The sequence below is a fragment of the Actinospica durhamensis genome (assembly GCF_018139695.1).
Classification (GTDB): domain Bacteria; phylum Actinomycetota; class Actinomycetes; order Streptomycetales; family Catenulisporaceae; genus Actinospica; species Actinospica durhamensis.
This window is the reverse complement of sequence record NZ_JAGSOG010000121.1, coordinates 1-24,159: the sequence shown is the minus strand read 5'-3', so window position 1 is coordinate 24,159 and position 24,159 is coordinate 1. Positions and strand designations below refer to the sequence as shown.

The following is a 24,159-nucleotide window of genomic DNA, read 5'->3' as shown; positions in this document are numbered from 1 at the left end:
GGGGTGCCGCTGGCGCGAAGCGGGGTGCCGGTGGCGGGGCTGGAGCTGTCCGAGCCGATGCTGCGGCAGCTGCGGACGAAGGTCGACGCGACGGAGATTCCGGTCGTGCTCGGGGACATGGCGACCGGGACGGCGGGCGAGGTGGGCTCGTACTCGCTCGTCTACCTGGTCTTCAACACGATCTCGAACCTGCTCACCCAGGCCGAGCAGGTCGCCTGCTTCCGCAACGCGGCGCGGCATCTGCGGCCGGGCGGGCGCTTCGTCATCGAGCTCTGGGTCCCCGAACTGCGCCAGCTCGCGCCCGGGCTCGACTCCGTGGTGTTCGGGACCGGGGAGGGCTATTTCGGGCTCGACCGCTTCGACGTCCTCACGCAGCACGTGGTCTCGCACCACTTCCACTTCGGCCAGGGCAAAGAGGCGCGGCTGTTCCGCTCGCCGCACCGGTACATCTGGCCGGCGGAGCTGGATCTGATGGGGCAGCTCGCCGGGTTCGAGCTGGAGAGTCGGCACGCCGACTGGTCCGGCGCCGAGTTCACCGCCGAGTCGACCTCGCACGTGTCGGTGTACCGGCTCGGGTGACCACGACCGGCTAGCGGCAGCGGTTCGCCGGAGGCCCGCTTGCATAGATCACTAAAGGAGCTTTAGTGTTCTAAACATGGGAGTGACGGACCGGGAGCAGGAGATCATCGACCTGCTGCGCCGCGAACCGCTGATCACGCCGGCCGCGATCGCCGAGCGGCTCGGGTCCAGCCGGGCGGCCGTGAACGTGCACCTGTCCAACCTGGGCCGCAAGGGCGTGATCCTCGGCCGCGGCTACATCCTGAGCGAGCGGCCACCGGTGGTCGTGGTGGGCGGGGCCAACCTCGACATCAAGGCGCGCAGCTCCGCCGCCGCCATCGCGCACACCAGCAACCCCGGCCACACCTCCACCACGCCGGGCGGGGTGGCCCGCAACATCGCCGAGAACCTGGCCAGGCTCGGCACCCCGACCCAGCTGATCGCCGCCGTCGGCCGCGACCCGTACGGCGAACGGCTGCTCGCCGACACGCGCGCCGCGGGGGTGCTGCTCGACCACGTCCACCGCGGCGAGCACCCCACCGGCAGCTACACCGCCGTGCTCGACGCGGACGGCGAACTGCTGCTCGCGGTGGCCGACATGAGCGCGACGGACAACCTGCGCCCGGAGCACCTCCAGTCCGCGCGCGAGCTGATCGCACATGCCGCGCTGCTCGTCCTCGACGGCAATCTGCCCGCCGCGACCACCGCGCACCTGCTCGACCTGGCCCACTCCGCCGACCTGCGGGTGGTCCTCGACCCGGTCAGCGTGCCGAAGGCGGCCCGGCTCACCCCGCTGCTCAGCCCCGAACGGCCCATCTTCGCGCTCACGCCGAACCTCGACGAACTGCGCGCGCTCACCAGCGAGGACACGCGGGCGCAGGACACGGCCGAGACCGAGGCGTCGCTGTCGCGCGCCGCTGCGGTCCTGCACGATCGAGGCGTGCGGCACGTGTGGATCCGGCTCGGCGCGGACGGCAGCCTGCTCAGCACGCGCACGCCCGGGCAGGGCGCCGCCACGCTGCACCGGCTCGCCGCCGACCCGGCCGAGGTCCAGGACGTCACCGGCGCCGGGGACGCGATGCTGGCCGCGTTCGCCTACGCGCTGCTGGCCGGCCACGCCCCCGCCGACGCCGCCCGCCACGGCCACGCCGCCGCCGCGCTCACCCTGGAGAGCACCCACACCGTCCGGCCCGACCTGACCGAGCGTCTGCTCGCCCAGGCGCTACGCCGAAGCCCGGCCCCAGCCCCCACCGCGGAAGAAAGCACGGAAGCCCGATGAACACCACCGACCACACCCCGCACCCGTCCCTCGTCCTGACCGAGGAGGTGCGCACCGCGCTGGCCGAGGGAGCGCCGGTCGTGGCGCTGGAGAGCACGATCATCAGCCACGGCATGCCCTACCCGCAGAACGTGGCGATGGCCACCGAGGTCGAGCAGATCATCCGCGACGGCGGCGCGATCCCGGCCACCATCGCCGTGCTCGGCGGCTCCCCTCGGATCGGGCTCACGGCCGAGGACCTGGAGCTGCTGGCCACGGACGTGAACGTGGCGAAGGTCAGCCTGCGCGACCTGCCCTACGTCATCGCGCGCGCCGGCCACGGCGCGACCACCGTCGCCGCGACCATGCGCCTGGCCGCGCTGGCCGGGATCCGCACCTTCGTCACCGGCGGCCTCGGCGGCGTACACCGGGGCGCGCAGCAGACCTTCGACGTGAGCGCCGACCTGACCGAGCTCGCGCAGACCGACGTGGCCGTGATCAGCGCGGGGGTGAAGTCGATCCTGGACATCGGACTGACCCTGGAGACGCTCGAGACCCTCGGCGTCCCGGTGATCGGCTACGGCACCGACGAGTTCCCCGCCTTCTTCTCCCGGCGCAGCGGCTTCCCCGCCCCGATGCGCGCGGACAGCCCGGCCGAGCTCGCCGTGATCATGCGCACCAAGTGGGACCTCGGCATCCGCGGCGGCCTGGACATCGCCAACCCGATCCCCGAGGCCGACGAGATCCCCGCCTCCGAGATCGACTCGATCATCGAGCAGGCGCTCGCCGACATGGACGCCAGGGGCATCAAGGGCAAGGACGCCACGCCGTACCTGCTCGGCCGGATCGTGGAGATCACCGCGGGCGAGAGCCTGCGCGCGAACATCGCGCTGGTGAAGAACAACGCCCGCCTCGGCGCCGCGATCGCCAAGGAGTACGCGGCGCTGTCCTAGCCACTACCGCTGCCACGCGTTGACGGGCGCCCCTCGGACGCGCGAGGCTGAGCGCCGAGTACGTGATCACGCGGCGGTGCGTGGTCGCCGCGTCCGCGCACGGCACGAAGGGCCCGTCTGATGAGCGATCCGATCGATCCGATCCGCAACTGGGCGGGCAACGTGGAGTTCCACCCGGCCCGGCTGCACCGTCCGACCTCGCTCGAGCAGCTGCGGGCCGTGGTGGCCGGGGCCGAGCGGATCCGCGTGCTCGGCACCGGCCACTCGTTCAACCGCATCGCCGACACCGACGGCGACCTGCTGCGGATCGACGCGCTGCCCGCGCAGGTCGAGATCGCCGAGGACCGCCGCAGCGCCACGGTCTCGGCGGGCCTGCGCCTGGCCGAGCTGGCCGAGCGGCTCCAGGCCGAAGGCCTGGCGCTGCCCAACCTGCCCTCGCTTCCGCACATCTCGCTCGCGGGCGCGGTGGCCACGGCGACGCACGGCTCCGGCGATGCGAATCAGAACCTCGCCGCGTTCGTCCGCGGCATCCGCCTGGTCGACGCACGCGGCGAGGTCGTCGAGCTCACTCGCGGCGAATCCGAGGGCTTCGACGGCGCGGTCGTCTCGCTCGGCGCGCTCGGCGTGGTCACGCACATGACGGTCGACGTGCAGCCGACCTTCGAGGTCGCGCAGCACGTCTACCACGGCGTCCCGCTGGAGGAGCTGACGGCGCATCGCGAGGACGTGTTCGCCTCCGGATACAGCGTCAGCGGATTCACCGACTGGGGCAGCGGCGCGGTGTCGGTGTGGCGCAAAATGCGCCTCGACGCGGGCGGCGAGGCACAGCAGCCGCCGGCCGAGCTGCTCGGCGCGGCGCTCGCCACCGAGCCCTCGCACCCGGTCCCCGGTATGCCGACCGAGTACTGCACCGCGCAGCTGGCCGTGCCCGGCCCGTGGCACGAGCGGCTCCCACACTTCCGTCCCGACTTCACGCCGAGCAGCGGCAAGGAGCTCCAGTCCGAGTTCTTCGTCCCGCGCGAGCTTGCCGCCGAGGCGTTCGAGGCGGTGCGGCCGCTGGGGGCGCACGTGGCGCGGGTCCTGCAGATCTCGGAGATCCGCACCATCGCGGCGGACGAGCTGTGGCTCAGCCCCTGCTACCAGCGCGACGCGGTCGCGCTGCACTTCACCTGGATCGCGGACCTGGCCGCCGTCGAGCCGGTACTGGCGTCGATCGAGGACGCCCTGCTGCCGCTCGGCGCCCGCCCGCACTGGGGAAAGGTCTTCCTCAGCGGTCCGGCCGCCGCGCTCGCCACCTACCCGCGGGCCGAGGACTTCAGGAGCCTGATCGAGCGGCGCGACCCGGCCGGGAAGTTCCGCAACGCGTTCGTGGACGGGCTCTTCCCGCGGCGTTGATCAAGGGCCTGTTCCGGGGCCGGCCTCGTGACTCCGCGAGGCCGGCCCCGGATCGAGGGAACCTACGGACAGCTGCTGACGATGACGTAGTAGCCGGGCGAGGTCTCCTCGAGGCTGGTGGTGTAGAAGGTGTTCCACAGCCCCATGTCCTGGTTGGAGCCGTCCGCGTACGCGTATCCGCCGGACTGGTAGGCCCGGCCCGCGGTCGTCTGCGCGTAGTTGCTCGCGGTGTAGCAGCTCGTCGCGTACGTGGACGAGGCGGAGGCTGAGGCGGAAGGCGAGGCACTCGCCGATACGGACGGGGATGCGGACGCCGATGCCGACGGGGACGGCGAGGCCGAATTGGAGGGCGAGGCCGACGCACTCGCCGAAGCCGACGCACTCGCCGAAGCCGAAGCAGACGCCGATGCCGTCGAGCTCCCGTTGAGTCCCCAGAACAGCGCCGTGTAGTACGACGAGCAGATGTAGCTCAGGAAGTACGCGCCCGTCGTGCCGCACTCGTCGATGCTCGAGCCCGGATTCACCGCGAGGCCGTGGCCCATGCCGGAGACGGCGAACACCTCGACCACCGGCACGCCCGCCGCGTTCTCGTACAGGCTCTCGGTGGTGCCGCCGGTCAGGCTCGCGGTGGACGAGGCGCTCTGGCCGATCCCCCACACCCCGGTCCACTGGTCCATCAGCTCGGTCGAGTTCGACGTGCTGACCGTGTAGTCCGCGGTGCCCTGCCAGATCTGCACGGTCGGCCAGCTGCCGGTGTATCCGGGGTCGGAGTTCTTCGCCAGCGCGGTCCACTGCGCGACCGTGTCGCTCACCGCGCTGTCCATGCAGGTGTACGCGACGGTCTGGCTGGTGGCGCACTGCGCGGGCAGGCCGGAGTCGATGGAGCCGGAGGCGAACACGTCGGGGTAGTCGGCGAGCAGGTCGGCGGTCATGCCGCCGCCCGCGGACATCCCGGTGACGTACACGCGCGAGGGATTGATGGAGTAGTGCGCCTCCATGTAGTCGACCATCTGGATGATCGACGCGGCCTCGCCGTCTCCGCGGGAGTCGTCCGAGGGGGTGTACCAGTCGAAGCAGTCCTCGCTGTTGTTGCTCGAGGTCTGCTGCGGGAAGACGACGTCGAAGCCCCACAGGTCGGCGTACTTGGGCCAGCCCGAGTCGTCGTAGTAGTCGGTCGCGGTCTGGGTGCAGCCGTGCAGCGCGACGACCAGCGGCGCGTCCGAGCCCGCCGTGGTGGGTACGTAGTCGTACATCTGCAGCGCGCCGGGATTCGTGCCGAACGAGCTGACCTGGGTGAGGGTGGAGGTGTTGGCGAGCGCGGGGGTGGCCGCGGCGAAGGCGTAGAGCATCGCGGCGAGCACGCCGAGGACGACGGCGACGGCGGACGCCGCCCGGGCCGCGGGCCGCGGATGGGGACGGGCTGGCTGGGGGTGCACGGGTTTGTCTGCCTCTCCATTGAAGCGGGCGGCACGGTGCCCGGGGCGGGGCGAGCGGCTCCGGCGCGCGGGCATCGTGCGTTCCGGCAGAAGGTAGGCCCGGCGCCGCGAGGCGGTCGATGGAGACCACGTACACAGGTCGCGGTCCGCACCTGGTGCCGACCGACACGTCCGGCCAGCGCAGTTCTCTTCATCATTCCCCTCAGCCGCGCGCTGACCTGCTCGTTCTCCAAAACCCCGGCACACCGACCGCAGAGTGGTCGGGTCTTGACTGCTCAGGGTTCGAAGAGTTCACTGGTCCGCCAGAGAGCGCTCTCCAAGCTTCTCCTCCCTATCGCGGAGCATCGGTGCTCACGCGTGTTGGAAAGGCGGAAACAACCGTGAGGTTGAGTTCGGTGATACCCGGTCCGCGTCCCGGGCCGCGGCCCGGTTCTCGGCCCCGAGCGAGGCGGCTGGTGCACCTGATCGTCGCGCTGGCGGCCGGGATCGGCCTGAGTACGGCGCCGGTGCTGGCCCCGGCGGCCTCGGCGGACACGGGCACGGCCACGGTCGCGCCGTCCACCACGGGCGGCGTGCTCGGCCCGAACGTGTACGTGTTCAACCCGTCGATGTCGCAGGACTCGATCCAGTCCACGCTCGACGCCATCAGCGCCCAGCAGATCCCCAACCAGTTCGGCACCCAGCGCTACGAACTGCTGTTCGAGCCCGGCACCTACGGCTCCACCGCCGACCCGCTGGTCTTCCAGGTCGGCTACTACACCAGCATCGCCGGCCTGGGCAAGGACCCGTCCGACACCGTGATCGTCGGACAGGCCGACACCTTCAACCAGTGCACCGACGGCGACCAGAGCCAGTGCTTCGCGCTGGAGAACTTCTGGCGCTCGATCTCGAACCTCACCATCGACGTGGCCGGCGGCTCCGGCTGCACCGGCAACACCGAGTTCTGGGCCGTGTCCCAGGCCGCGCCGATGCGACGGGTCGCGGTCAACGGCAACGTCACGCTGATGGACTACTGCGACGGCTCGCCGGACTACGCCAGCGGCGGGTTCATCGCGGACTCCTCGTTCACCGGCGGCACCGTGATCAACGGCTCGCAGCAGCAGTTCATCGTGCGCGACAGCGCGCTGGACGGCTGGTCGAACGGGGTGTGGAACCAGGTGTTCTGCGGCGACCCGGGCGCGCCGGCGCAGTCGTTCTCCTCGAACTCCGGCGACGCGGGCGGCACCTCGCCGTACACCACGCTCGCCACCTGCCCGACCACGCGTGAGGAGCCGTACCTCTACACCGACTCCTCCGGGCACTACCAGGTGTTCGTGCCCTCCGCGCAGACCTCGAGCAGCGGCCCGAGCTGGGCGTCCGGCTCCACCCCGGGCACCTCGCTGCCGCTGAGCTCCTTCTTCGTGGTGCAGTCCACGACGACGGTGGCGCAGATCAACCTGGCGCTCGCGCTGGGCCGCAACCTGCTGTTCACCCCCGGCGTGTACCAGGTCCCGAGCACGATCCACGTGCTCTACCCCGACACGAAGATCGTCGGCCTCGGCTTCGCGACGCTGATCCCGACCCGCGGCAACACCACCATGGACGTCGCGCCGGTGCCCGGGGTGAACGTCTCCGGCCTCATCTTCGACGCCGGACCGGTCACCTCGCCCAACCTGCTCTCGCTCTCCGGCCTGCCGGGCACGGCCTCGCTCTCCTGGTACCGCAACGACCCGACCAGCATCGACGACGTCTTCTTCCGGGTCGGCGGCGCCGAGGTCGGCTCGGTCAAGACGGCGTTCGTGGACGACGCGAGCGACTCGATCATCGACGACGTGTGGTCCTGGCGGGCCGACCACGGCGCCGGCGGCGGCTCGTGGACCTCGGACACCGCGGACACCGGCGCGGTCATCGGCGGCGACGACGTGACCGCGTACGGCCTGGCGGTGGAGCACTATCAGAAGTACGAGACGGTCTGGAGCGGCCAGGGCGGCACCGTGCTGTTCTTCCAGAACGAGAACCCGTACGAGGTACCCAGCCAGGCGGACTGGATGGCGAGCCCGACCCAGGACGGCTACCCGGCCTTCTACATCCCGAAGTCGGTCACCTCGTTCCAGGGCTACGGCATGGGCGTGTACTCCTACTTCAACCAGGGCGTGCCGATCGAGAACGCGATGGCGTTCCAGGTTCCGGACTCCCCCGGCGTGCAGTTCCACGACATCCTGACGGTGTTCCTCAACGGCTCCGGCGGGATCGACTCGGTCATCAACGGCACCGGCGCCCCGGTGAGCTCCACCTTCGGCGGTCCGAGCGACATCGTCTCCTACCCCTGAGTCCCCCGGGCGCTCGGTTGGCTGAGCGCACTGAGGTCAGGCGGCTGACACGGTGAAAGCGAACGCCCCGCCTCCCGATACCGGGAGGCGGGGCGTTCGTCGTTGTACGCGCGGAACGCGGCGTGAAGCCGCCGGGCCGTGCTAGAGTGGGGGAGCATCGGATTTTGTGCAGCACAAAATAATGCCTTGATCCGGGCTCATGGACGAACTTAGCGCATGGGGAGCGGGATGTCAAACGAACACGAGGAGCTCGCGCACGAGCAGGACTACGTCAGCATGCTCTACGGACAGCTCGACCGGATGCGCGAGGAGGCCTCGGCCGCCCTGGGCGGAGTGCGCGGCGCGTCCGGCGGCACCCGGCAGTACCTGGTCGAGCGGGACATCGTGGCGCGGGAGACCGGCAGCCGGCTCGCCCGGATCGACGCGGCCGAGGACGGGCTCTGCTTCGGCCGGCTCGACCTCGGCTCGGCCGAGCGGCTCTACATCGGCCGGATCGGCATCCGCGACGAGGAGGCCGACGGCGAGCCGCTGCTGCTCGACTGGCGGGCGCCGGCCTCCCGCGCGTTCTACACCGCGACCAGCGCCGCACCCCTCGGCGTGCGGCGGCGCCGGCACATCCACACCCGGATGCGCACCGTCGTCGGCCTCGACGACGACGCGCTGGACCGGGGCGTGCTGGACGAGCTGGAGCAGGTGCACGGGGGCGCCGGATCGGCCTCGCCGCTGGTCGGCGAGGCCGCGCTGCTCGCGGCGCTGACGAAGGCGCGCACCGGGCGGATGGGCGACGTGGTCGAGACCATCCAGACCGAGCAGGACGCGGTGATCCGGGACCGGCTGCAGGGCATCCTGGTGGTGCAGGGCGGCCCGGGCACCGGCAAGACGGCGGTGGCACTGCACCGCGCCGCCTACCTGCTCTACACCCACCGCGAGCGCCTGGCCCGCTCCGGCGTGCTCATCGTGGGTCCGAACCCGACCTTCCTGCGCTACATCGGGCACGTGCTGCCCGCGCTCGGCGAGACCAGCGCCGCGCTGCTGACCGTCGGCGAGCTCTTCCCCGGTGTCAGGGCCCGGACGTTCGACGCCCCGCACGTGGCCGAGATCAAGGGCCGCACCGAGATGGCCGCGGTGATCGACCGGGCCGTCAAGGCCCTGCGACGGCTGCCGGAGCCGGACGAGCCGCTGGAGGTCGTGGTGGACGGGGTCACCTACCGGCTCGACCGGGAGACCTGCCTGCGCGCGCAGGAGAAGGCGCTGGACACCGAGGAGCCGCACAACGTGGCCCGGCCGGTGCTGGTCGACCACATCCTCGAGGCCCTGGTGGACCAGGCCGCGGCGCGGCTGACCGACGACCCGTTCTCCGGGCTCAGCGCGGAGGTGCTCGAGGCCATCGCGCAGGACCTGCGGGAGCACGGCCTGGCCATGGAGGGCGAGGAGATCGGGGACGGCGACGACGCGCTGCTGCGCGTGGTGGACCGGGCCGAGCTGCGGCGCACGCTGGAGCAGGAGCAGCCGGTGCAGGCCGCGCTCAACTGGCTCTGGCCCGAGCTCACCCCGCAGCGGCTGATCAACGAGCTGCTGAGCGGCCCGTTCCTGCTGGACGAGGTGGCGGGCGAGCTGGCCGAGGCCGAACGCGAGGCGCTGCGCCGGGAGCCGGGCGCGGAGTGGACCATCGCGGACGTGCCGCTGCTGGACGAGGCGGCCGAGCTGCTCGGCGCGTTCAACGCCGAGCGCGCGGCCCGGGAGCTCAAGCGGCGCCAGGAGATCGCGTACGCGCAGGGCGTGCTCGACATCATGGCCGGCTCGCGCTCGACGGACCTGGAGGACCCGCGCGAGGAGATCGTGTCGGTCACCGACATCATCAACGCCGAGGCGCTGGCGGACATGCAGGCCATGGCGGACCTGCGCACCGTGGCCGAGCGCGCGGCGGCCGACCGGACCTGGACCTTCGGCCACATCATCGTGGACGAGGCGCAGGAGCTGTCGGCGATGGCCTGGCGGGTGCTGCTGCGCCGCTGCCCGAGCCGGTCGATGACGCTGGTGGGCGACGTCGCGCAGACCGGCGACGCGGCCGGGGCCGGGTCCTGGGCGCAGATGCTCGAACCGCTCGTCGGCGAGCGCTGGCGCGCGGTCGAACTGACCGTCAACTACCGCACCCCCAGCGAGATCATGGAGCTCGCGGCCAAGGTGCTCGAGCGGATCGACCCGGCGCTGCGCCCGCCGCAGGCCGTGCGCGCCAGCGGCGTGGCCCCGGTGCGGGAGCAGGTCTCGTCCGAGGACCTGCCGGGCCGGCTGGCCGAGGTGGCGCTGGCCCGGCAGGAGGCGTTGGAACAGGGCAAGCTGGCCGTGATCGTCCCGGCCAGCCGGGCCGGGGAGCTCACCGCCGCGGTCGCGCGCACGCTGCCCGAGGCGTCCTACGGCGCGCTGCCCGACCTGGACCGGCGCACCGTCGTGCTGACCGCGCGTCAGGCCAAGGGCCTCGAGTTCGACTCGGTCGTCCTGGCCGACCCCGAAGCCGTCGCCGCCGACGGCCCGCGCGGCGAGAACGACCTCTACGTCGCGCTGACCAGGACGACCAGGGAACTGACGATCCTCGAGGTGGCGTGAGAAGCGTGAGCCCGCCGGGCGTCAGCTCGCGGCGGTCCCCGGCGGCGTCGAACCCAGCGCCGTCGAACCCAGCGCCGTCGAACCCAGTGCCGTCGACCCCAGCGCCGTCAACGCGTCCCCGGTCAGCCGGTTGACGGTCCACTCGTCCATGGGGACCGCGCCGATCTTCCGGTAGACCGCGATGGCCGGCTCGTTCCAGTCCAGGACCGACCACTCGAGCCGCCCGTATCCGCGCTCCACGCAGATGCGGGCGAGCTCGGCCAGCAGGGCCTTGCCGTATCCGCGGCCGCGGGTGGCGGGCCGGACGTAGAGGTCCTCCAGGTAGATCCCGTGTACGCCGGTCCAGGTGGAGAAGTTGCGAAACCACAGGGCGAACCCGACCACGTCGCCCGCCTCGTCCTCGGCGACGTGCGCGAACGCGGCCGGAGCCGCGCCGAACAGCGCCTCGTGCAGCTGCTGCGGCGTGGCCTTGGCCTCGCTCAGCGACTTCTCGTACTCGGCGAGCTCCCGCACCATGGCGTGGATCTCGGTGACGTCCTCGGGCTTCGCGGGTCGAATCATGCAAAGAGCCTAAGGGAAATCCGGTTGCCTCCCGTCCGGTCGGATGATCTATCCTGGCGCGATGTCGGACGTGCCCTCCCTGCTGTTCGTGATCGGTCCGCCCGCGGTCGGGAAGATGACCGTCGGAGCCGAGATCGCGCGCCGTACCGGCTACCGGCTGCTGCACAACCACATGACGATCGAGCCGCTGCTGCGCCTGTTCCCCTACGACTCGCCGCAGTTCGCCCGGCTCAACGTGGAGTTCCGCATCCGCATCCTGGAGGAGGCGGCCGACTCCGACCTGCCCGGCCTGGTCTTCTCCTACCTGTGGGCCTTCGACGAGCCCGAGGACGCCGTGGCGGTGGAGCAGTACGCCCGTCCGTTCCGTGACCGCGGCGCCCGGATCCGCTACCTGGAGCTCGCCGCCGAGCAGGCGACCCGGCTGCACCGCAACGTGCAGGACAGTCGCCTGGCGGAGAAGCCGTCCAAGCAGGACCTCGCCTGGTCCCACCAGCACGTTCTGGACCTCGACGCGAAGCACAAGATGAACTCGACGCACGAGTTCGCCGGCCGCGCCGACCACCTGCTGATCGACAACACGCACCTGAGCCCGGAAGCCGTCGCCGAGCGGGCCGTGGCGCACTTCGGGCTCTGAGTCCCGGCGCCGTCAGCCGTTCTCGGCTGCCGGCGCACCCCCTCCCACCGGCGGTTTCCCGACCGGAGCACGCATCTGACGGTGCGTCGATACCCCCTTGCCTCTCTCAGGCCCCTTGCGCGGCGCACGCCCGCCCCCATAGCATCCCGATGTATCAGTTCGATACATCGGACTGACAGATCGAACCATCATATGCCGTCAGTTTGACGGCTCTTGTCCGTATTGCGAGAAGGACGGGGTTTCATGCAGAGTTCTGAGCACCACATCGCGCCGGCGGCCGGCAAAGTGGGCGTCCTGACGGTGGGCCTCGGCGCCGTGGCGTCCACCTTCATCGCCGGCGTCGAGCTGATCAAGCGCGGCCTGGCCGAGCCCGTGGGTTCGCTGACCCAGATGGGCACCATCCGCCTCGGCGGGCGGACCGAGGACCGCGTGCCGCTGATCCGCGACTTCGTCCCCCTGGCCGGCCTGGACCAACTCGTCTTCGGGGCCTGGGATCCGTTCCCGGACACCGCCTACGAATCCGCGCTCAAGTGCGGGGTGCTCGAGCGCGCCCACATCGACCCGATCGCGGCCGAGCTCAAGGAGATCGAGCCGATGCCGGCCGTCTTCGACCGCGCGTACGTGCGGCGCCTCGACGGCTACAACGTCAAGCCCGGCACGAACAAGCGGGAACTGGCCGAGGCTCTGCGCCAGGACATCCGCGACTTCAAGGCCGCGCACGGGTGCGACCGGATCGTGGTGATCTGGTGCGCCTCCACCGAGGTCTACCTCGAGCCCGGGCCCACGCACGAGGACCTGGCCGCGTTCGAGGCCGCGATGGACACGAGCGACGCGAGCATCGCGCCCTCGATGCTCTACGCGTACGCGGCGCTCAAGGAGGGCGCGCCGTTCATGAACGGGGCGCCCAACCTCACCGTCGACATCCCGGCGATGGTCGAGCTCGCCGCGGCGCAGGGCGTGCCGATCGGCGGCAAGGACTTCAAGACGGGCCAGACCCTGCTCAAGACCGTGCTGGCCCCGATGCTCAAGGCCCGCATGCTGGGCCTGCAGGGCTGGTACTCCACCAACATCCTCGGCAACCGGGACGGCGAGGTGCTCGACGATCCGGACAGCTTCCGCACGAAGGAGGTCTCCAAGCTCGGCGTGCTCGACTACATCCTCCAGCCGAGCCGCCACCCCACCCTCTACGGCGACTTCCACCACGCGGTGCGGATCAACTACTACCCGCCGCGCGGCGACAGCAAGGAGGGCTGGGACAACATCGACTTCTTCGGCTGGCTCGGCTACCCCATGCAGATCAAGGTCGACTTCCAGTGCCGGGACTCCATCCTCGCAGCGCCGCTCGTGCTCGACCTGGTGCTCTTCACCGACCTGGCCCACCGCGCGGGCCTCAAGGGCGTGCAGGAGTGGCTCTCGTTCTACTTCAAGAGCCCGCAGCACGCACCCAGCGTGTATCCCGAGCACGACCTGTTCATCCAGCAGACCAAGCTCAAGAACACCCTGCGCTGGCTGATGGGCGAGGAGCTGATCACCCACCTGGGCACGGAGTACTACGAGGACTACGAGGGCTGAGTCCGAGGCGCGCCGGGCGGCGGCGCGGCGCCGGCCGGTTTGCCGTTGCGCGGGGCCCGGCCGAGGGCCGGGATCCAACGGCAAACCGGAGCGCGGCCTCAGCCCTCGAGCACGGGCATGAGGTAGGTGAGGGTGCCGAGGTCGGCGTCCAGGCTGGCGCGGACGCCGACGGGGTAGGTCTGCATGGCGGTGTTGTGGCCGAGGTTCGCGCCGGCCAGGATGGGGACGCCGAGGTCGCCGAGGCGCTCGGCGAGCAGCGCGTCGACCTGCTCGGGCTCGCCGCATTCGGTGAAGGTGCCCAGGATGATCCCGGCGACGCCGTCGAGATAGCCCGAGCGGCGGATCTGGGTGAGCACCCGGTCCAGCCGGAACGGGAGCTCGTCGACGTCCTCGAACAGCACGATCGCGCCGTCGGCCGGGTGCGAGGTGTCGGTGCCGAGGCTCGCCGCGATCAGGGTGGCGGTGCCGCCGAGCGTGATGCCCTCGGCCTGGCCCGACACCAGCGTCCGGAAGCCGGGGAACGCCAGGCCCTTGACTTCCGCGGGGTTGAACAGCAGGCGCATGAGCTCCTTGAAGTCGTACTCGTCCGGGCCCTCGTAGAACCCGCTGCACGCGACCATCGGCCCGAACAGCGAGACCCAGCCGAGTTTGACCACGAGCGCCTCGAGCAGGGCGGTGGCGTCCGAATAGCCGACCACCACCTTCGGCCGGCTCGGATCGATCGCGTTCCAGTCCAGCTTCTCCAGGGTGCGCTGTATGCCGTAGCCGCCGCGGGCGAGGAAGACCGCGGCGTACTTCGGGTCGGTCAGCGCCCTCGTCAGCTCTGCGGCGCGCTGCTCGTCGGTCCCGGCGAGATAGTCGTACACACTGCCCGGGTCCGTGGCCGTGGCGAAGACCTCCGGCCGCAGTCCCACGTGCTCGAGCGCGCGCAGGCCCGAGGCGAGCCGTTCCGGCGTGTGGACGGGGGAACTTCCGCAGATCACGGCCACGGTGTCGCCGGGCTTGAGGGCTGGGGGGCGATGCATCTTCATGCGTGCTCCTGCTTCTCCACGGTGCGCGGGTCGGTCATCAAGTAGGTGGTCAGGACTCGTACACCGAAGGCGAGGCTCTCGGTGGGCACGTGCTCGTCGACGCCGTGGACGTAGCGCCAGGGGTCGAAGCCTTCGGGCGCGCGGCCGGGGACGAAGCCGTAGCCGGGGATGCAGAGACGGGCGAAGGACTTCGCGTCGGTACCGCCGCTCATGCAATAGGGCAGCACCAGCGCCTCGGGGTCGTGCTCGCGCAGTGCCTGGGCCATCGCAGCGAAGTCGGCGGAGTGGTGGTCGGCGCTGACGGGGGCGTTGAAGCGGCCGCTCCGGGTGAGGTCCGGGCCCAACAGCGCGTCGACGGTCTCGAAGAACTCCGCCTCGGTGCCGGGCAGGATGCGCCCGTCGAGCGCAGCGGTGGCCTCACCCGGGATGACGTTGTGCTTGTATCCGGCATTGAGCATCGTCGGGTTGAGTGAGTTGGCCGTCGTGTGGGCGACGAGCTGGGCGGCAGGTCCCAGTGCGCTGAGGTCCTCCGGGCCGACCGGGCGGCCGAGGTGGGCGGCGAGGCCGTCGAGCAGAGCCTGCACGGTCGGCGACAGGCGCACCGGCCACGTGTACGCGTCGATCCGGCCGATCGCGGCGGCCAGTTTGACCAGGGCGTTGTCCTCGTTGCGGCGGGAGCCGTGGCCAGCCGTGCCGCGGGCGGTGACGGTCATCCAGGCGGTGCCGCGTTCGGCGGCCGCGATCGGGTAGAGGCGACCGCCGCCCGGCAGTCGCACGAGGCGACCGCCCGACTCGCTGACGGCCGCGGTCACGCCCTCGAACAGCTGCGGGTGCTTGTCCACCAGGAATCCGGCCCCGTACTCACCGGTGTCCTCCTCGTCCGCGACGAAGGCCAGGACGATGTCGCGCGGCGGACGCATCCCGCTGCGGGCGAGGTGCCGCGCGAAGGCGAGCATCATCGCGTCCATGTCCTTCATGTCGAGGGCGCCGCGCCCCCAGACCGCGCCGTCGCGCACCTCTCCGGCGAAGGGCGGGAAGCTCCAGTCCGCGGCCGCGGCGGGCACGACGTCGAGGTGGCCGTGCACGAGCAGAGCCGGGGCGGCCGGGTCCGCGCCCGGGATGCGCACGACGGTGTTGGCCCGGCCGGGCGCGGATTCGAGCACCGTCGGGCGCAGACCGCTGTCGGTGAGCTGCTCGGCGACCCACTCGGCCGCCGCGCGCTCGCCCCGGCTCTCGCCGCCGCCGTAGTTGCTCGTGTCGAACCGGATCAGCTGAGAGCACAGGTCGACGACGTCGGTGGCGAGGGCGTCGAGCAGTTCCCGCTCGGCGGCCGTCATGCCGGCACCTGCGCGCACAGCACCTCCGTGAACAGCGCGAGTTCGGCCTCGAGTGAGGCGGCAAGGCTCGCGGCGTGCCGGAATCCGTGGCCTTCGCCCGGGAAGCGCAGATACGCGCGGCAGACGTCCTCGCCGTGCAGGGCCCGCGCCGCAGCGACGAAGCGTTCCGACTGGTCGGGGCGGCAGATGGTGTCGTCGAGCCCGTGCATCATGACGAACGGCGCCCGCAGCTGCATCACCGCGAGCAAGGGCGAGACCCGGCGGTAGAACGCGTCGGCCTCCTCGGGCCCGCCGCCGAGCAGCGTGTACTGATATCTGCTCTCGAAGTCGTGCGTCTGCCCGGCGTACCAGGTGAACGGATCGGCGATCGGGTAGTAGACCGCGCCGCAGCGGAACACCTCGGAGTGGGTGAGCGCCGCGAGCGCCGTCCAGCCCCCGGCCGAGCCGCCGCGGACGGCGACGCGCCCGGTGTCCACGAGTCCTGATTCAGCTAGGAACCGCGCGACGCTCACGCTGTCTTCGACATCGACGACGCCCCAGGTTCCGCGCAGCAGGTCGCGATAGGCCCGGCCGTAGCCGGTCGAGCCGCCGTAGTCGACGGACGCGACGGCGAACCCGCGGCTGGTGAAGAAGGACAGCGTCAGCGAGCGCGCGGCGCCGGTCGTGCTGGTCGGGCCGCCGTGGACGTCGATGATGAGCGGCGGCAGTTCGCTCGGTTCGCCCGAGGTGCCCTCGTACTGCGGGTTCGTGGGCGGGTGATAGGTGAAGTGCACGGTACGGCCGTCGCGGCCAGGCGCGGTGCGGCGTTCAGGCTTCGCATACCAGGGCTCGAACTCGTCAGCGCTGCCGTCGCTGCCGTCGCTGCTCGGACATGGGTGCACTGCGCCGGTCCCGAGCTCCACGCGCAGCGGCGTCGGACGCCGTGTCGAGCTCGCCCCGACAACGGCTACCGCGTCCGCGCCGCCGGACACACCCACCGCGAACTCGGTCCAACCGGGCGCGAGTTCGGTGAGCGAGCCCTCCCCCGCCGGATCCCACAGCACGAGCTGCTGATCGCCCACGCCGTGCCGGAAGACGACGCCGTGGCCGGTGACGGCGAACGAGGTCGCGCCGACCCGCCAGACCGCGTGCGCGCACTCGCTCTCCATCGGCAGTACGCACGCGGCCTGCGCGGAACCGTCCGCGTCGACGGTGACCCGGTGCAGGTTCCACCAGCCGTCGGGGTCGGCCATCGCGTAGAGGGTCGCCGCGTCGGCCCACTCGGCCTGCGGCACGGACACGTCCGGACCGCCGAGCACGCGCACCGGCTCGCGGGCGACCGGGCCGCCGGCGCCGGCTTCGAGCTCCGCGACCATCAGCTCACTGGTATCCCAGGGCATGTCAGGGTGATCCCACCCGATCCAGCTGAGCCGGGCGCCGTCCGGGCTGACGCGGACACAGGTCAGGAAGTGCTGGGCCCGGGCGACCACCCGCACCGCGTCCGGGTCGTCGGCGGCCGAGCCGTCGAGCGGCACGGCGACGATGTCCCGGGTGGTGATCTCCGCCGGGTCGCGCTCGGCCCCGCCGTCGGTGCGGGTGACCTCGCGCACGCACCACACCTCGGTGCCATCGGGGCCGAGGATCGGGTCCGCGTAGCAGGTGGTGCGGACGTCCGGGTCAGGTGCGGTGAGCGGGACCGGCTCGGCGGCGGACGTGGCGCCTGACGGCAGCGGCGCCACACGTGCGGCGTAAAGCCGATGATCAGACCCGTCGGTGAAGACGAGCACGTGCGGATCGCCGGAATCCGCGCCCGGCACGACGAGGTAGGCGCGCCCGCCGTAGCCGATGGCGCCGTTCGAGACCTTCCACGGCCCGCCGAGCACGTCGTGGGCGGGGTCGGCGGTGGTGGCGGAGAGGTCCGGCGACGCGCATCGCAGCAGCCTGACGGAAGCGTCCACGGTGTCCGACGCGCACCACCACGTCTCGGCGCCCACGACGGACGGCCAGCTCGGCCCGCCGGCCGCGGCCGCCACCGCTTCGGCCGTCAGCGGCGAGTCCCACCGGCCACCTCGGGGCGTGTTCGCCATGTCCTGCTCCTTCGGTCCGATCGGCGCTGCGTCCTCTCCGCCGTACTGCCCCGTCTGGCACGGGCGGACACGGCTTTCGCGTCGGCAGCAGCCTCTCGATGCTCGCGCGTCCCGGGCCGGATCAGTGTGCACACGCGACGCGACGCGCCGTACGGGAACGCCGTACGGACGCGCCGGAGGAGTCCTCCGGGATCAGGCCCGGTGGATCGCGTTCGCGACGATCGCCTCACTCAGGTACTCGGCCATCCCCGGCTTGATCGCCTCGAACGTGGAGGTGAACCGCGGATCGGCGAGGTACATCTCGGCCAGGCCGGTGTGGATCTCGTAGGTGCATGCGTAGTACAAGCGGCAGATCTGCTGCCGGTGCTCCTCCGCGAGCTCCATCGCCGCGCCGGATTCAGGCCCGTCGCCCGAGTCCATCAGTGCCGCGAAACGCCGTCCCCAGTCCTCCTGCTCCTGCTTGATCCTCAGCCAGTCCTCCTTCGTGTAGGAAGCCGTTCTGCGCTGCGACTCGCGATAGGCGTCCTGTTGGCCCCAGCGCTCGCGGGCCTCGTCCGCGTACTCATCGGGGTCGAAGTCGCCGAAGACCTCGAACCTCTCCTCGGGTGTGAGGTTGATACCCATCCTTCGTGCCTCCGTGGCTCGTTCCACAGCCGCGGCCATCTTCTGCAGCTTCTCGATCCGGCTGGTCAGCAACGCGTGCTGGCGCCGCAGGTGTTCCTGCGGGTCGACCTTCGGATCGTCGAGCAGGACCGCGATCTCTTCGAGCGGGAAGCCCAGCTCCCGGTAGAACAGGATCCGCTGCAGCCGATCGAGGTCCTCGTCGCCGTACCGGCGGTGACCGGCCTGGCTACGCCCGCTCGGCACCAGCAGTCCGACCTCGTCGTAGTGGTGCAAGGTCCGCACGGTGATCCCGGCGGAGGCGGCAACCTGTCCCACGGAATAGCTCACTTCTTCCGCTCCCTTCTTGCAGGTCGGCTCCACCATGCCTCCTCACGCCACGTGAGGTGCAAGCGGCAGTCCCTAGAGAACCATCCCCCCGTCCACGGCCAGGACGTGGCCGGTGACGTAGGACGCCGCGTCGGAGGCGAGGAACACGGCCGCGCCCGCCACGTCCTCGGGCCGGCCGACGCGGCGCATCGGGACGCGGGCGACCGTCGCGTCGAGCATCTCGCGCGGGGCCGGGCTGACCATGTCGGTGTAGATGACGCCGGGCGCGATCGCGTTCACCCGGATGCCCTCCGGGCCGAGGTCGCGCGCGGCGGAGCGGGCCATGGCCGCGATCGCCGCCTTGGTCGCGGCGTAGGCGGCGAGCATGTCGCCGCCGAGCACGCCGACGACCGAGCTGATCAGCACGGCCGAGCCGCCGCCGCGCCGGCGCATCGACGCCGTCGCGGCCTGGAGCATCGCGAGGCTGCCGACGAAGTTCACCGCGACCATCGCCTGCACGTCCGCGGCGTCGATCAGGCCCATCGGGGTGTGCCGCAGGATGCCCGCGTTCGCCACCAGCACGTCGAGCTCGCCGTGCTCGGCCGCGATCTCGGCCAGCAGCGACTCGGCGCACTCGAAGGTCTCGGCGCTGGTCGCGTTCTCGGGCACGTCCAGGGACATCCCGGTCACCGTGGCCCCGGTCTCGGCCGCGATCGCCTCGGCCGCGGCCTTCGCGGTGCGCGCCTCCCGGCCGGTCAGCACGACCTCGGCGCCCGCCGCGGCCAGGGCGAGCGCGCAGGCGCGGCCGATGCCGCGGGTGCCTCCGGTGACCAGCGCGGTGCGGCCGGTCAGAGTGTGGACGGTCACGTGGATTCCCTTCGCCGTGGGGCGGTCGCACAGGAGTGGATTGCGTTGCGCAGCCATGCAAGCACCCTGCGCACACTCCGCACGAGCGCGGCCGGAAGCGTTCGGGAGCGCGTCCGGCGGCGGGTCTCCGCGTTTGTCAGCCCTCTGCGCCTCGTTGACGCACCGGCCCCGCCGCCGGTACGCCCGCCGCCTCGCGGAACCGGCCGAACTCACCGGCCAGCGCGGCCGCGTTCCAGTGCGCGTTCAAGCCGGAGGGGTTCGGCAGCACCCACACCCGGCTCTCGGCGATCCGCTCGGCCTGCGGCCCGATCTGCGCGTCGCGGCGCTCGAACGCGGTGCGGTACGCGGTGATGCCGACGATCGCGAGCCACCCCGGCCGGTACTCGGCCGCCTTCTCGCCCAGCAGGCGGCCGCCCTCGCGCAGCTCCGCCGTGCCGAGCTCGTCGGCGCGGGCGGTGGCGCGGGCGACGACGTTGCTGATGCCGAGGCCGAGCCCGGGCAGTTCGCGCTGGCGGTCGGGGGTGAAGCGCTCGGGCGTGAAGCCGGAGGCGTGCAGCGCGGGCCAGAACCGGTTGCCGGGACGGGCGAAGTGCAGGCCCACCGCCGCCGACCACAGCCCCGGGTTGATGCCGCAGAACAGCACCTTGAGTCCGGGCCCGATGACGTCGGGGATGACGGCGTCGCGGGCCGCCTCGAGCTGCGCGGCGGTCGGGCGAGGACGGCGCGGCGGCGCGGACGAGGTGGACGAGGACGGGCTGGTCACGCACCCATCCTCCCGCATGCCGCCGCGTCACCACCGCCGAACCGGCGCGGAAACCGTTCGCCTCGGGGCGGACGGGGCGCTAGCGTGGAGTCATGGAGTTCTCCCGATGCACCGCCGCGGCCGCGCGAGCTACCCGCTCCTCGGCCGCCGCCCGCTGCTGAATTCCAACTCCCCCTCGCGCCCGGCGGCCGGACAGGCCGCACGCGAGCGTCGAGTCTCTCCTTTCACCGCCGTGCGCATCCGCCTTTCCGGCCGCCCCGCGTGCCCGCCACCGCGTGCCCGCCACGCCGCCGCGAAAGGCTCCGACCATGACGCACCCCGTCACCGGATACCGCTCCACCGTCCAGACCTTCTTCGACTTCTACCGCTCGCGCGGACACGAGCCGCTGCCCGGTGAGTCGCTGATCGCGCCGCCCGGCGACCCGGTGTACTTCACCACCTCGGGCATGCACCACCTCACGCCCTACCTCGAGGGCCGGGAGCACCCGCAGGGGCGCCGGCTCGTCGGCTTGCAGCGTTGCCTGCGCACCACGGACCTCGACGAGGTCGGCGATCCGACGCACCTGACCGTGTTCGAGATGCTCGGGACCTGGTCCCTGGGCGACTACGGCGGCGGCCAGAGCCTGCGCTGGGGCCTCGAGCTGCTCCGCGACGGGTTCGGGCTCTCGCCGCGCTCGCTGCACGCGACGGTCTTCGGCGGGGACGACTCGCTCGGGCCGGACACCGAGTCGCTCGAGGTCTGGCAGGAGCTCGGCGTGCCGGTGGAGCTCACCTACGGCGGCGAGAACTGGTGGTCCAACGGGCCGACCGGACCGTGCGGCCCGGACAGCGAGATCTTCGTGTGGACCGGCTCGGGCGACCCGTCCGGCACGCCGACCACCGACCCGCGCTGGGTCGAGGTGTGGAACCACGTGATGATGCGCCACCGCCGGCACGAGGACGGCAGCCTCTCCGCGCTCCCCCAGCCCAACGTGGACACCGGCCTCGGCCTCGACCGACTGCTCACGATCCTGCAGGGCACTGATTCGGTCTACGACTGCGACGTGTTCGTGCCCTGGCGGCAGGTCGTGCCGCGGCTGTGGCCGCTCGAGGAACGCGAGCTGCGGATCGTGATGGACCACCTGCGGTCCTGCATCGCGATCATCGGCGACTGCGTGCTGCCCGCGAGCGGGGGCCGCGGCTACGTGCTGCGCAGGCTGATCCGCCGGGTGCTGACGATCCTGTGGCGCGACGGGACGCCGGCGTGCACGCTCGAGGACCTGCCGCTGGAGCTGTTCACGGACACGCTCGAGCACTTCGGCCAGGGGCACTACCCCGGCGGGGCGCAGACGGTCCGCTCGGTGGTGCTTGACGAGGAGCGACGCTTCGTCGAGCTGTGCGAGCGCGGCCGCCGAGTCCTGGAACGCATGTCAGAATCCGTACTCAAGGAGCAGGACTACCGCTTCCTGCACGAGACCCACGGCCTGCCGCGCGAGATCGTGGACCTGCTGCGCGGCCGCGGGGATCAGAGCAGCGAACCGATCCAGTCGGCGACGGCCTCGGTGATCTGATCCAGCACCGGTTCCTGGGTCTTGCGGACGGCGAACTCGTGCGTGCCGGCGGGCAGGGCGAGGAGCCGGTGGCCGGCGGGCAGCGCCGGGAACTCGGCCGGCCCGCCGAACGCGTCGGCCGCGCCCTGCACCACCAGCGTCGGCAGGCCGGTCTCGAGCAGTTCCGACGCGCGCGACTTGTCCGGCTTGCCCGGCGGATGCAGCGGGAAGGCCAGCGCGAGCACGCCCGCGGCCCCGGTCTCCCGGCCGGTGCGGCAGGCGACCCGCGCCCCGGCGCTGCGTCCGCCGACGAACAGCGGCACGTCGGCGGCGGCCTCGGCCCGGTACGCCGGGACGAGCACGGTCCACGCGGCGTCGAGCGTCTTCGGCGCCGGGGCCAGCCGCTTGCCGGCCACCCGCCACGGCTGCTCGACCAGCGCCACCTCGATCCCGGCGGCCGGCAGCGCCGCGGCCAGCGCACGCAGGTCGGGCGCCTCGATCCCGCCGCCCGCGCCATGGCTCACCGCCAGCGCGGCGCGGCGCCGGCCGACGGCCGGGACGCGGGTGATCCGGGCCTGCCCGACCGGCGTGTCCACGAGCATCTGCATGATCGAGAGCTTAGGGCAACCGCCGCCGCGAACCACGGCGCGAACTACGCCACCGCCTGCGCCGCGGCCCGGCCCGCGGCGCGGCCGCCGAACAGGCAGCCGCCGAGGAAGGTGCCCTCGAGCGCGTTGTAGCCGTGCACGCCGCCGCCGCCGAAGCCGGCCACCTCGCCGGCCGCGTAGAGGCCGGGGACGGCCGCGCCGTCGGTGCCCAGGACGCGGGAGTCGAGGTCGGTCTGGATGCCGCCGAGGGTCTTGCGGGTCAGGATGTTGAGCTTCACGCCGATCAGCGGGCCGGCCGCGGGGTCGAGGATGCGGTGCGGGGCGGCGGTGCGGCCGAGGCGGTCGCCGAGGTAGCGGCGGGAGTTGCGCATGCCCTGGACCTGGGCGTCCTTGCTGAACGCGTTGGCCACCTGGAGGTCTCTGGCCTCGATCTGGCGGCGCATCAGCTCCACGTCCAGCAGCGGCTGCTCGGTCAGCCCGTTCATCTTCACCACCAGCTCGTCGAGCTCGGGCGCCACCACGAAGTCCGCGCCGTGCTCCATGAACGCGGCGACCGGTCCTGGCGCGCCCTTGCCCAGGACCCGCTCACGCAGGAAGGCCTTGCGGTCCTTGGCGGTGATGTCCGGGTTCTGCTCCGAGCCGGAGAGCGCGAACTCCTTCTCGATGATCCGCTCGGTCAGCACGAACCAGGAGTGGTCGTACGGCGCGATCAGCGGGTCCGTGCGCAGGTGCCGCAGCGTGCCGAGGGTGTCGTAGCCGGGCAGGTAGGGCGAGGGCAGGCGGCGCCCGAGCGCGTCGAACCACATCGAGGACGGCCCCGGCAGGATCCGGATGCCGTGCCCGGGCCAGACCGGGTCCCAGTTGCGCAGGCCTTCGGTGTAGTGCCACATCCGGTCCCGGTTCACCAGCCGTGCCCCGGCCCGCTCGCCGATCTCCAGCATCCGCCCGTCCACGTACGCGGGGACGCCGGTGACCATGGACGCGGGCGCGGTGCCGAGGCGCTCGGGCCAGTGGCGGCGCACCAGCTCGTGGTTGGCGCCGATGCCGCCGGTGGTGAGGATGACGGCCTGCGCGGTGAGTTCGAAGTCGGCGACCTCCTCCCGGTTGGAGGTCACGCCGCGGGCCGCGTCGTCGGGCGCGAGCACCTTGCCGCGCACGCCGCAGACGGCGCCGTCGGTGACCACGAGTTCGTCCACCCGGTGGCGGTGATGGAACGTCAGCAGCCCGCCGGCCGCGGCCTGCCGGGCATAGCGGACGAAGGGTTCGACCACGCCGGTGCCGGTGCCCCAGGTGACGTGGAAGCGCGGGACGGAGTTGCCGTGCCCGTCGGCGCGCAGGTCCCCGCGTTCGGCCCAGCCGACGGTGGGCAGGAAGCTCAGGCCGTGGCCGGTGAGCCAGGAGCGCTTCTCCCCGGCCGCGAACTCGACGTACGCGCGGGCCCAGCGCACCGCCCAGGAGTCCTCGTCCTCGAGCCGGTCGAACTGCGCGCTGCCGAGCCAGTCGCTCCAGGCCAGGTCGAAGGAGTCGTGCACGCCGAGCCTGCGCTGCTCGGGCGTGTCGACCAGGAACAGGCCGCCGAAGGACCAGAAGGCCTGCGCGCCGAGGTTGGCCGCGTTCTCCTGCTCGACCAGGGCCACGCGGCGGCCGCGGGAGGTGAGCTCGTGGGCGGCGGTGAGCCCGGCGAGCCCGGCTCCGACGATGATGACGTCAGCGTCCATGGACGGTGTCCTTCGAGGTGGGGGCGGGAG

General features: G+C 72.0%; 19 protein-coding genes. 9 read left to right on the top strand and 10 right to left on the bottom strand.

Annotation, left to right across the window (positions count from 1 at the left end):
* The 4 genes from KDL01_RS22390 to KDL01_RS22375 all read left to right on the top strand — a co-directional run.
* The coding region (locus KDL01_RS22390) for a class I SAM-dependent methyltransferase (RefSeq protein WP_212530530.1) at positions 1 to 579 on the top strand (579 nt) is incomplete at its 5' end.
* Between the two features lie 76 nt (positions 580 to 655).
* A complete protein-coding gene (locus KDL01_RS22385; RefSeq protein WP_212530529.1) occupies positions 656 to 1,837 on the top strand; it encodes a carbohydrate kinase in 1,182 nt (393 codons plus the stop codon).
* Positions 1,834 to 2,769 carry a pseudouridine-5'-phosphate glycosidase gene (locus tag KDL01_RS22380; protein WP_212530528.1) on the top strand — a complete coding sequence of 312 codons (936 nt, stop codon included), beginning with the start codon at positions 1,834 to 1,836 and terminating at the stop codon, positions 2,767 to 2,769. The genes KDL01_RS22385 and KDL01_RS22380 overlap by 4 nt, the downstream gene beginning before the upstream one ends.
* A gap of 120 nt (positions 2,770 to 2,889) precedes the next feature.
* On the top strand, positions 2,890 to 4,164 hold the full coding sequence (locus tag KDL01_RS22375; RefSeq protein ID WP_212530527.1) for an FAD-binding protein: 1,275 nt from the start codon (positions 2,890 to 2,892) through the stop codon (positions 4,162 to 4,164).
* A 62-nt stretch (positions 4,165 to 4,226) separates the two neighbouring features.
* Here KDL01_RS22375 and KDL01_RS22370 read toward each other — a convergent pair whose 3' ends face one another.
* Positions 4,227 to 5,600, bottom strand: coding sequence for an extracellular catalytic domain type 1 short-chain-length polyhydroxyalkanoate depolymerase (locus tag KDL01_RS22370; protein ID WP_307846514.1), 1,374 nt, complete (start codon positions 5,598 to 5,600; stop codon positions 4,227 to 4,229).
* A 455-nt stretch (positions 5,601 to 6,055) separates the two neighbouring features.
* Between KDL01_RS22370 and KDL01_RS22365 the strand changes: the two genes are divergently transcribed.
* Both KDL01_RS22365 and KDL01_RS22360 read left to right on the top strand, forming a co-directional pair.
* Positions 6,056 to 7,909: a pectate lyase-like domain-containing protein gene (locus KDL01_RS22365; RefSeq protein ID WP_212530526.1), complete on the top strand. Its 1,854-nt coding sequence runs from the start codon at positions 6,056 to 6,058 to the stop codon at positions 7,907 to 7,909.
* 228 nt (positions 7,910 to 8,137) lie between these two features.
* The gene (locus KDL01_RS22360; protein WP_212530525.1) at positions 8,138 to 10,513 is read left to right on the top strand and encodes a HelD family protein; all 2,376 of its coding nucleotides are present in this window, start codon (positions 8,138 to 8,140) and stop codon (positions 10,511 to 10,513) included.
* A 21-nt stretch (positions 10,514 to 10,534) separates the two neighbouring features.
* Here KDL01_RS22360 and KDL01_RS22355 read toward each other — a convergent pair whose 3' ends face one another.
* Positions 10,535 to 11,074 carry a GNAT family N-acetyltransferase gene (locus tag KDL01_RS22355; protein ID WP_212530524.1) on the bottom strand — a complete coding sequence of 180 codons (540 nt, stop codon included), beginning with the start codon at positions 11,072 to 11,074 and terminating at the stop codon, positions 10,535 to 10,537.
* Between the two features lie 61 nt (positions 11,075 to 11,135).
* Between KDL01_RS22355 and KDL01_RS22350 the strand changes: the two genes are divergently transcribed.
* Together KDL01_RS22350 and KDL01_RS22345 are read left to right on the top strand one after the other, a co-directional pair.
* Complete coding sequence (locus tag KDL01_RS22350) at positions 11,136 to 11,708, top strand: DEAD/DEAH box helicase family protein (RefSeq protein ID WP_212530523.1); 573 nt, start codon at positions 11,136 to 11,138, stop codon at positions 11,706 to 11,708.
* A gap of 243 nt (positions 11,709 to 11,951) precedes the next feature.
* Positions 11,952 to 13,280, top strand: a complete 1,329-nt coding sequence (locus KDL01_RS22345; protein ID WP_212530522.1) for an inositol-3-phosphate synthase — start codon at positions 11,952 to 11,954, stop codon at positions 13,278 to 13,280.
* A gap of 98 nt (positions 13,281 to 13,378) precedes the next feature.
* On the opposite strand, the gene KDL01_RS22340 is transcribed toward KDL01_RS22345, so the two are convergent.
* The 6 genes from KDL01_RS22340 to mug form a co-directional block, all read right to left on the bottom strand.
* Positions 13,379 to 14,311, bottom strand: coding sequence for a S66 peptidase family protein (locus KDL01_RS22340; RefSeq protein ID WP_212530521.1), 933 nt, complete (start codon positions 14,309 to 14,311; stop codon positions 13,379 to 13,381).
* Positions 14,308 to 15,648, bottom strand: coding sequence for a M20/M25/M40 family metallo-hydrolase (locus tag KDL01_RS22335; RefSeq protein ID WP_212530520.1), 1,341 nt, complete (start codon positions 15,646 to 15,648; stop codon positions 14,308 to 14,310). Before KDL01_RS22335 ends, KDL01_RS22340 begins: the two co-directional genes overlap by 4 nt.
* Complete coding sequence (locus tag KDL01_RS22330) at positions 15,645 to 17,714, bottom strand: S9 family peptidase (protein WP_212530519.1); 2,070 nt, start codon at positions 17,712 to 17,714, stop codon at positions 15,645 to 15,647. Before KDL01_RS22330 ends, KDL01_RS22335 begins: the two co-directional genes overlap by 4 nt.
* Before the next feature lie 192 nt (positions 17,715 to 17,906).
* Positions 17,907 to 18,665 carry a MerR family transcriptional regulator gene (locus tag KDL01_RS22325; RefSeq protein ID WP_212530518.1) on the bottom strand — a complete coding sequence of 253 codons (759 nt, stop codon included), beginning with the start codon at positions 18,663 to 18,665 and terminating at the stop codon, positions 17,907 to 17,909.
* Positions 18,666 to 18,737: 72 nt separating this feature from the next.
* The gene (locus tag KDL01_RS22320) at positions 18,738 to 19,511 is read right to left on the bottom strand and encodes an SDR family NAD(P)-dependent oxidoreductase (protein ID WP_212530517.1); all 774 of its coding nucleotides are present in this window, start codon (positions 19,509 to 19,511) and stop codon (positions 18,738 to 18,740) included.
* 136 nt (positions 19,512 to 19,647) lie between these two features.
* The gene (mug, locus tag KDL01_RS22315; RefSeq protein ID WP_307846512.1) at positions 19,648 to 20,274 is read right to left on the bottom strand and encodes a G/U mismatch-specific DNA glycosylase; all 627 of its coding nucleotides are present in this window, start codon (positions 20,272 to 20,274) and stop codon (positions 19,648 to 19,650) included.
* 308 nt (positions 20,275 to 20,582) lie between these two features.
* Here mug and KDL01_RS22310 point away from each other — a divergent pair, with 308 nt between their 5' ends.
* Positions 20,583 to 21,824, top strand: coding sequence for an alanine--tRNA ligase-related protein (locus KDL01_RS22310; protein ID WP_212530515.1), 1,242 nt, complete (start codon positions 20,583 to 20,585; stop codon positions 21,822 to 21,824).
* Here KDL01_RS22310 and KDL01_RS22305 read toward each other — a convergent pair.
* Both KDL01_RS22305 and KDL01_RS22300 read right to left on the bottom strand, forming a co-directional pair.
* Complete coding sequence (locus KDL01_RS22305; RefSeq protein WP_212530514.1) at positions 21,779 to 22,411, bottom strand: alpha/beta hydrolase family protein; 633 nt, start codon at positions 22,409 to 22,411, stop codon at positions 21,779 to 21,781. The two genes, KDL01_RS22310 and KDL01_RS22305, sit on opposite strands and share 46 nt — an antisense overlap.
* 44 nt (positions 22,412 to 22,455) lie before the next feature.
* On the bottom strand, positions 22,456 to 24,129 hold the full coding sequence (locus KDL01_RS22300; RefSeq protein WP_212530513.1) for an FAD-binding dehydrogenase: 1,674 nt from the start codon (positions 24,127 to 24,129) through the stop codon (positions 22,456 to 22,458).
* Positions 24,130 to 24,159 lie beyond the last annotated feature (30 nt).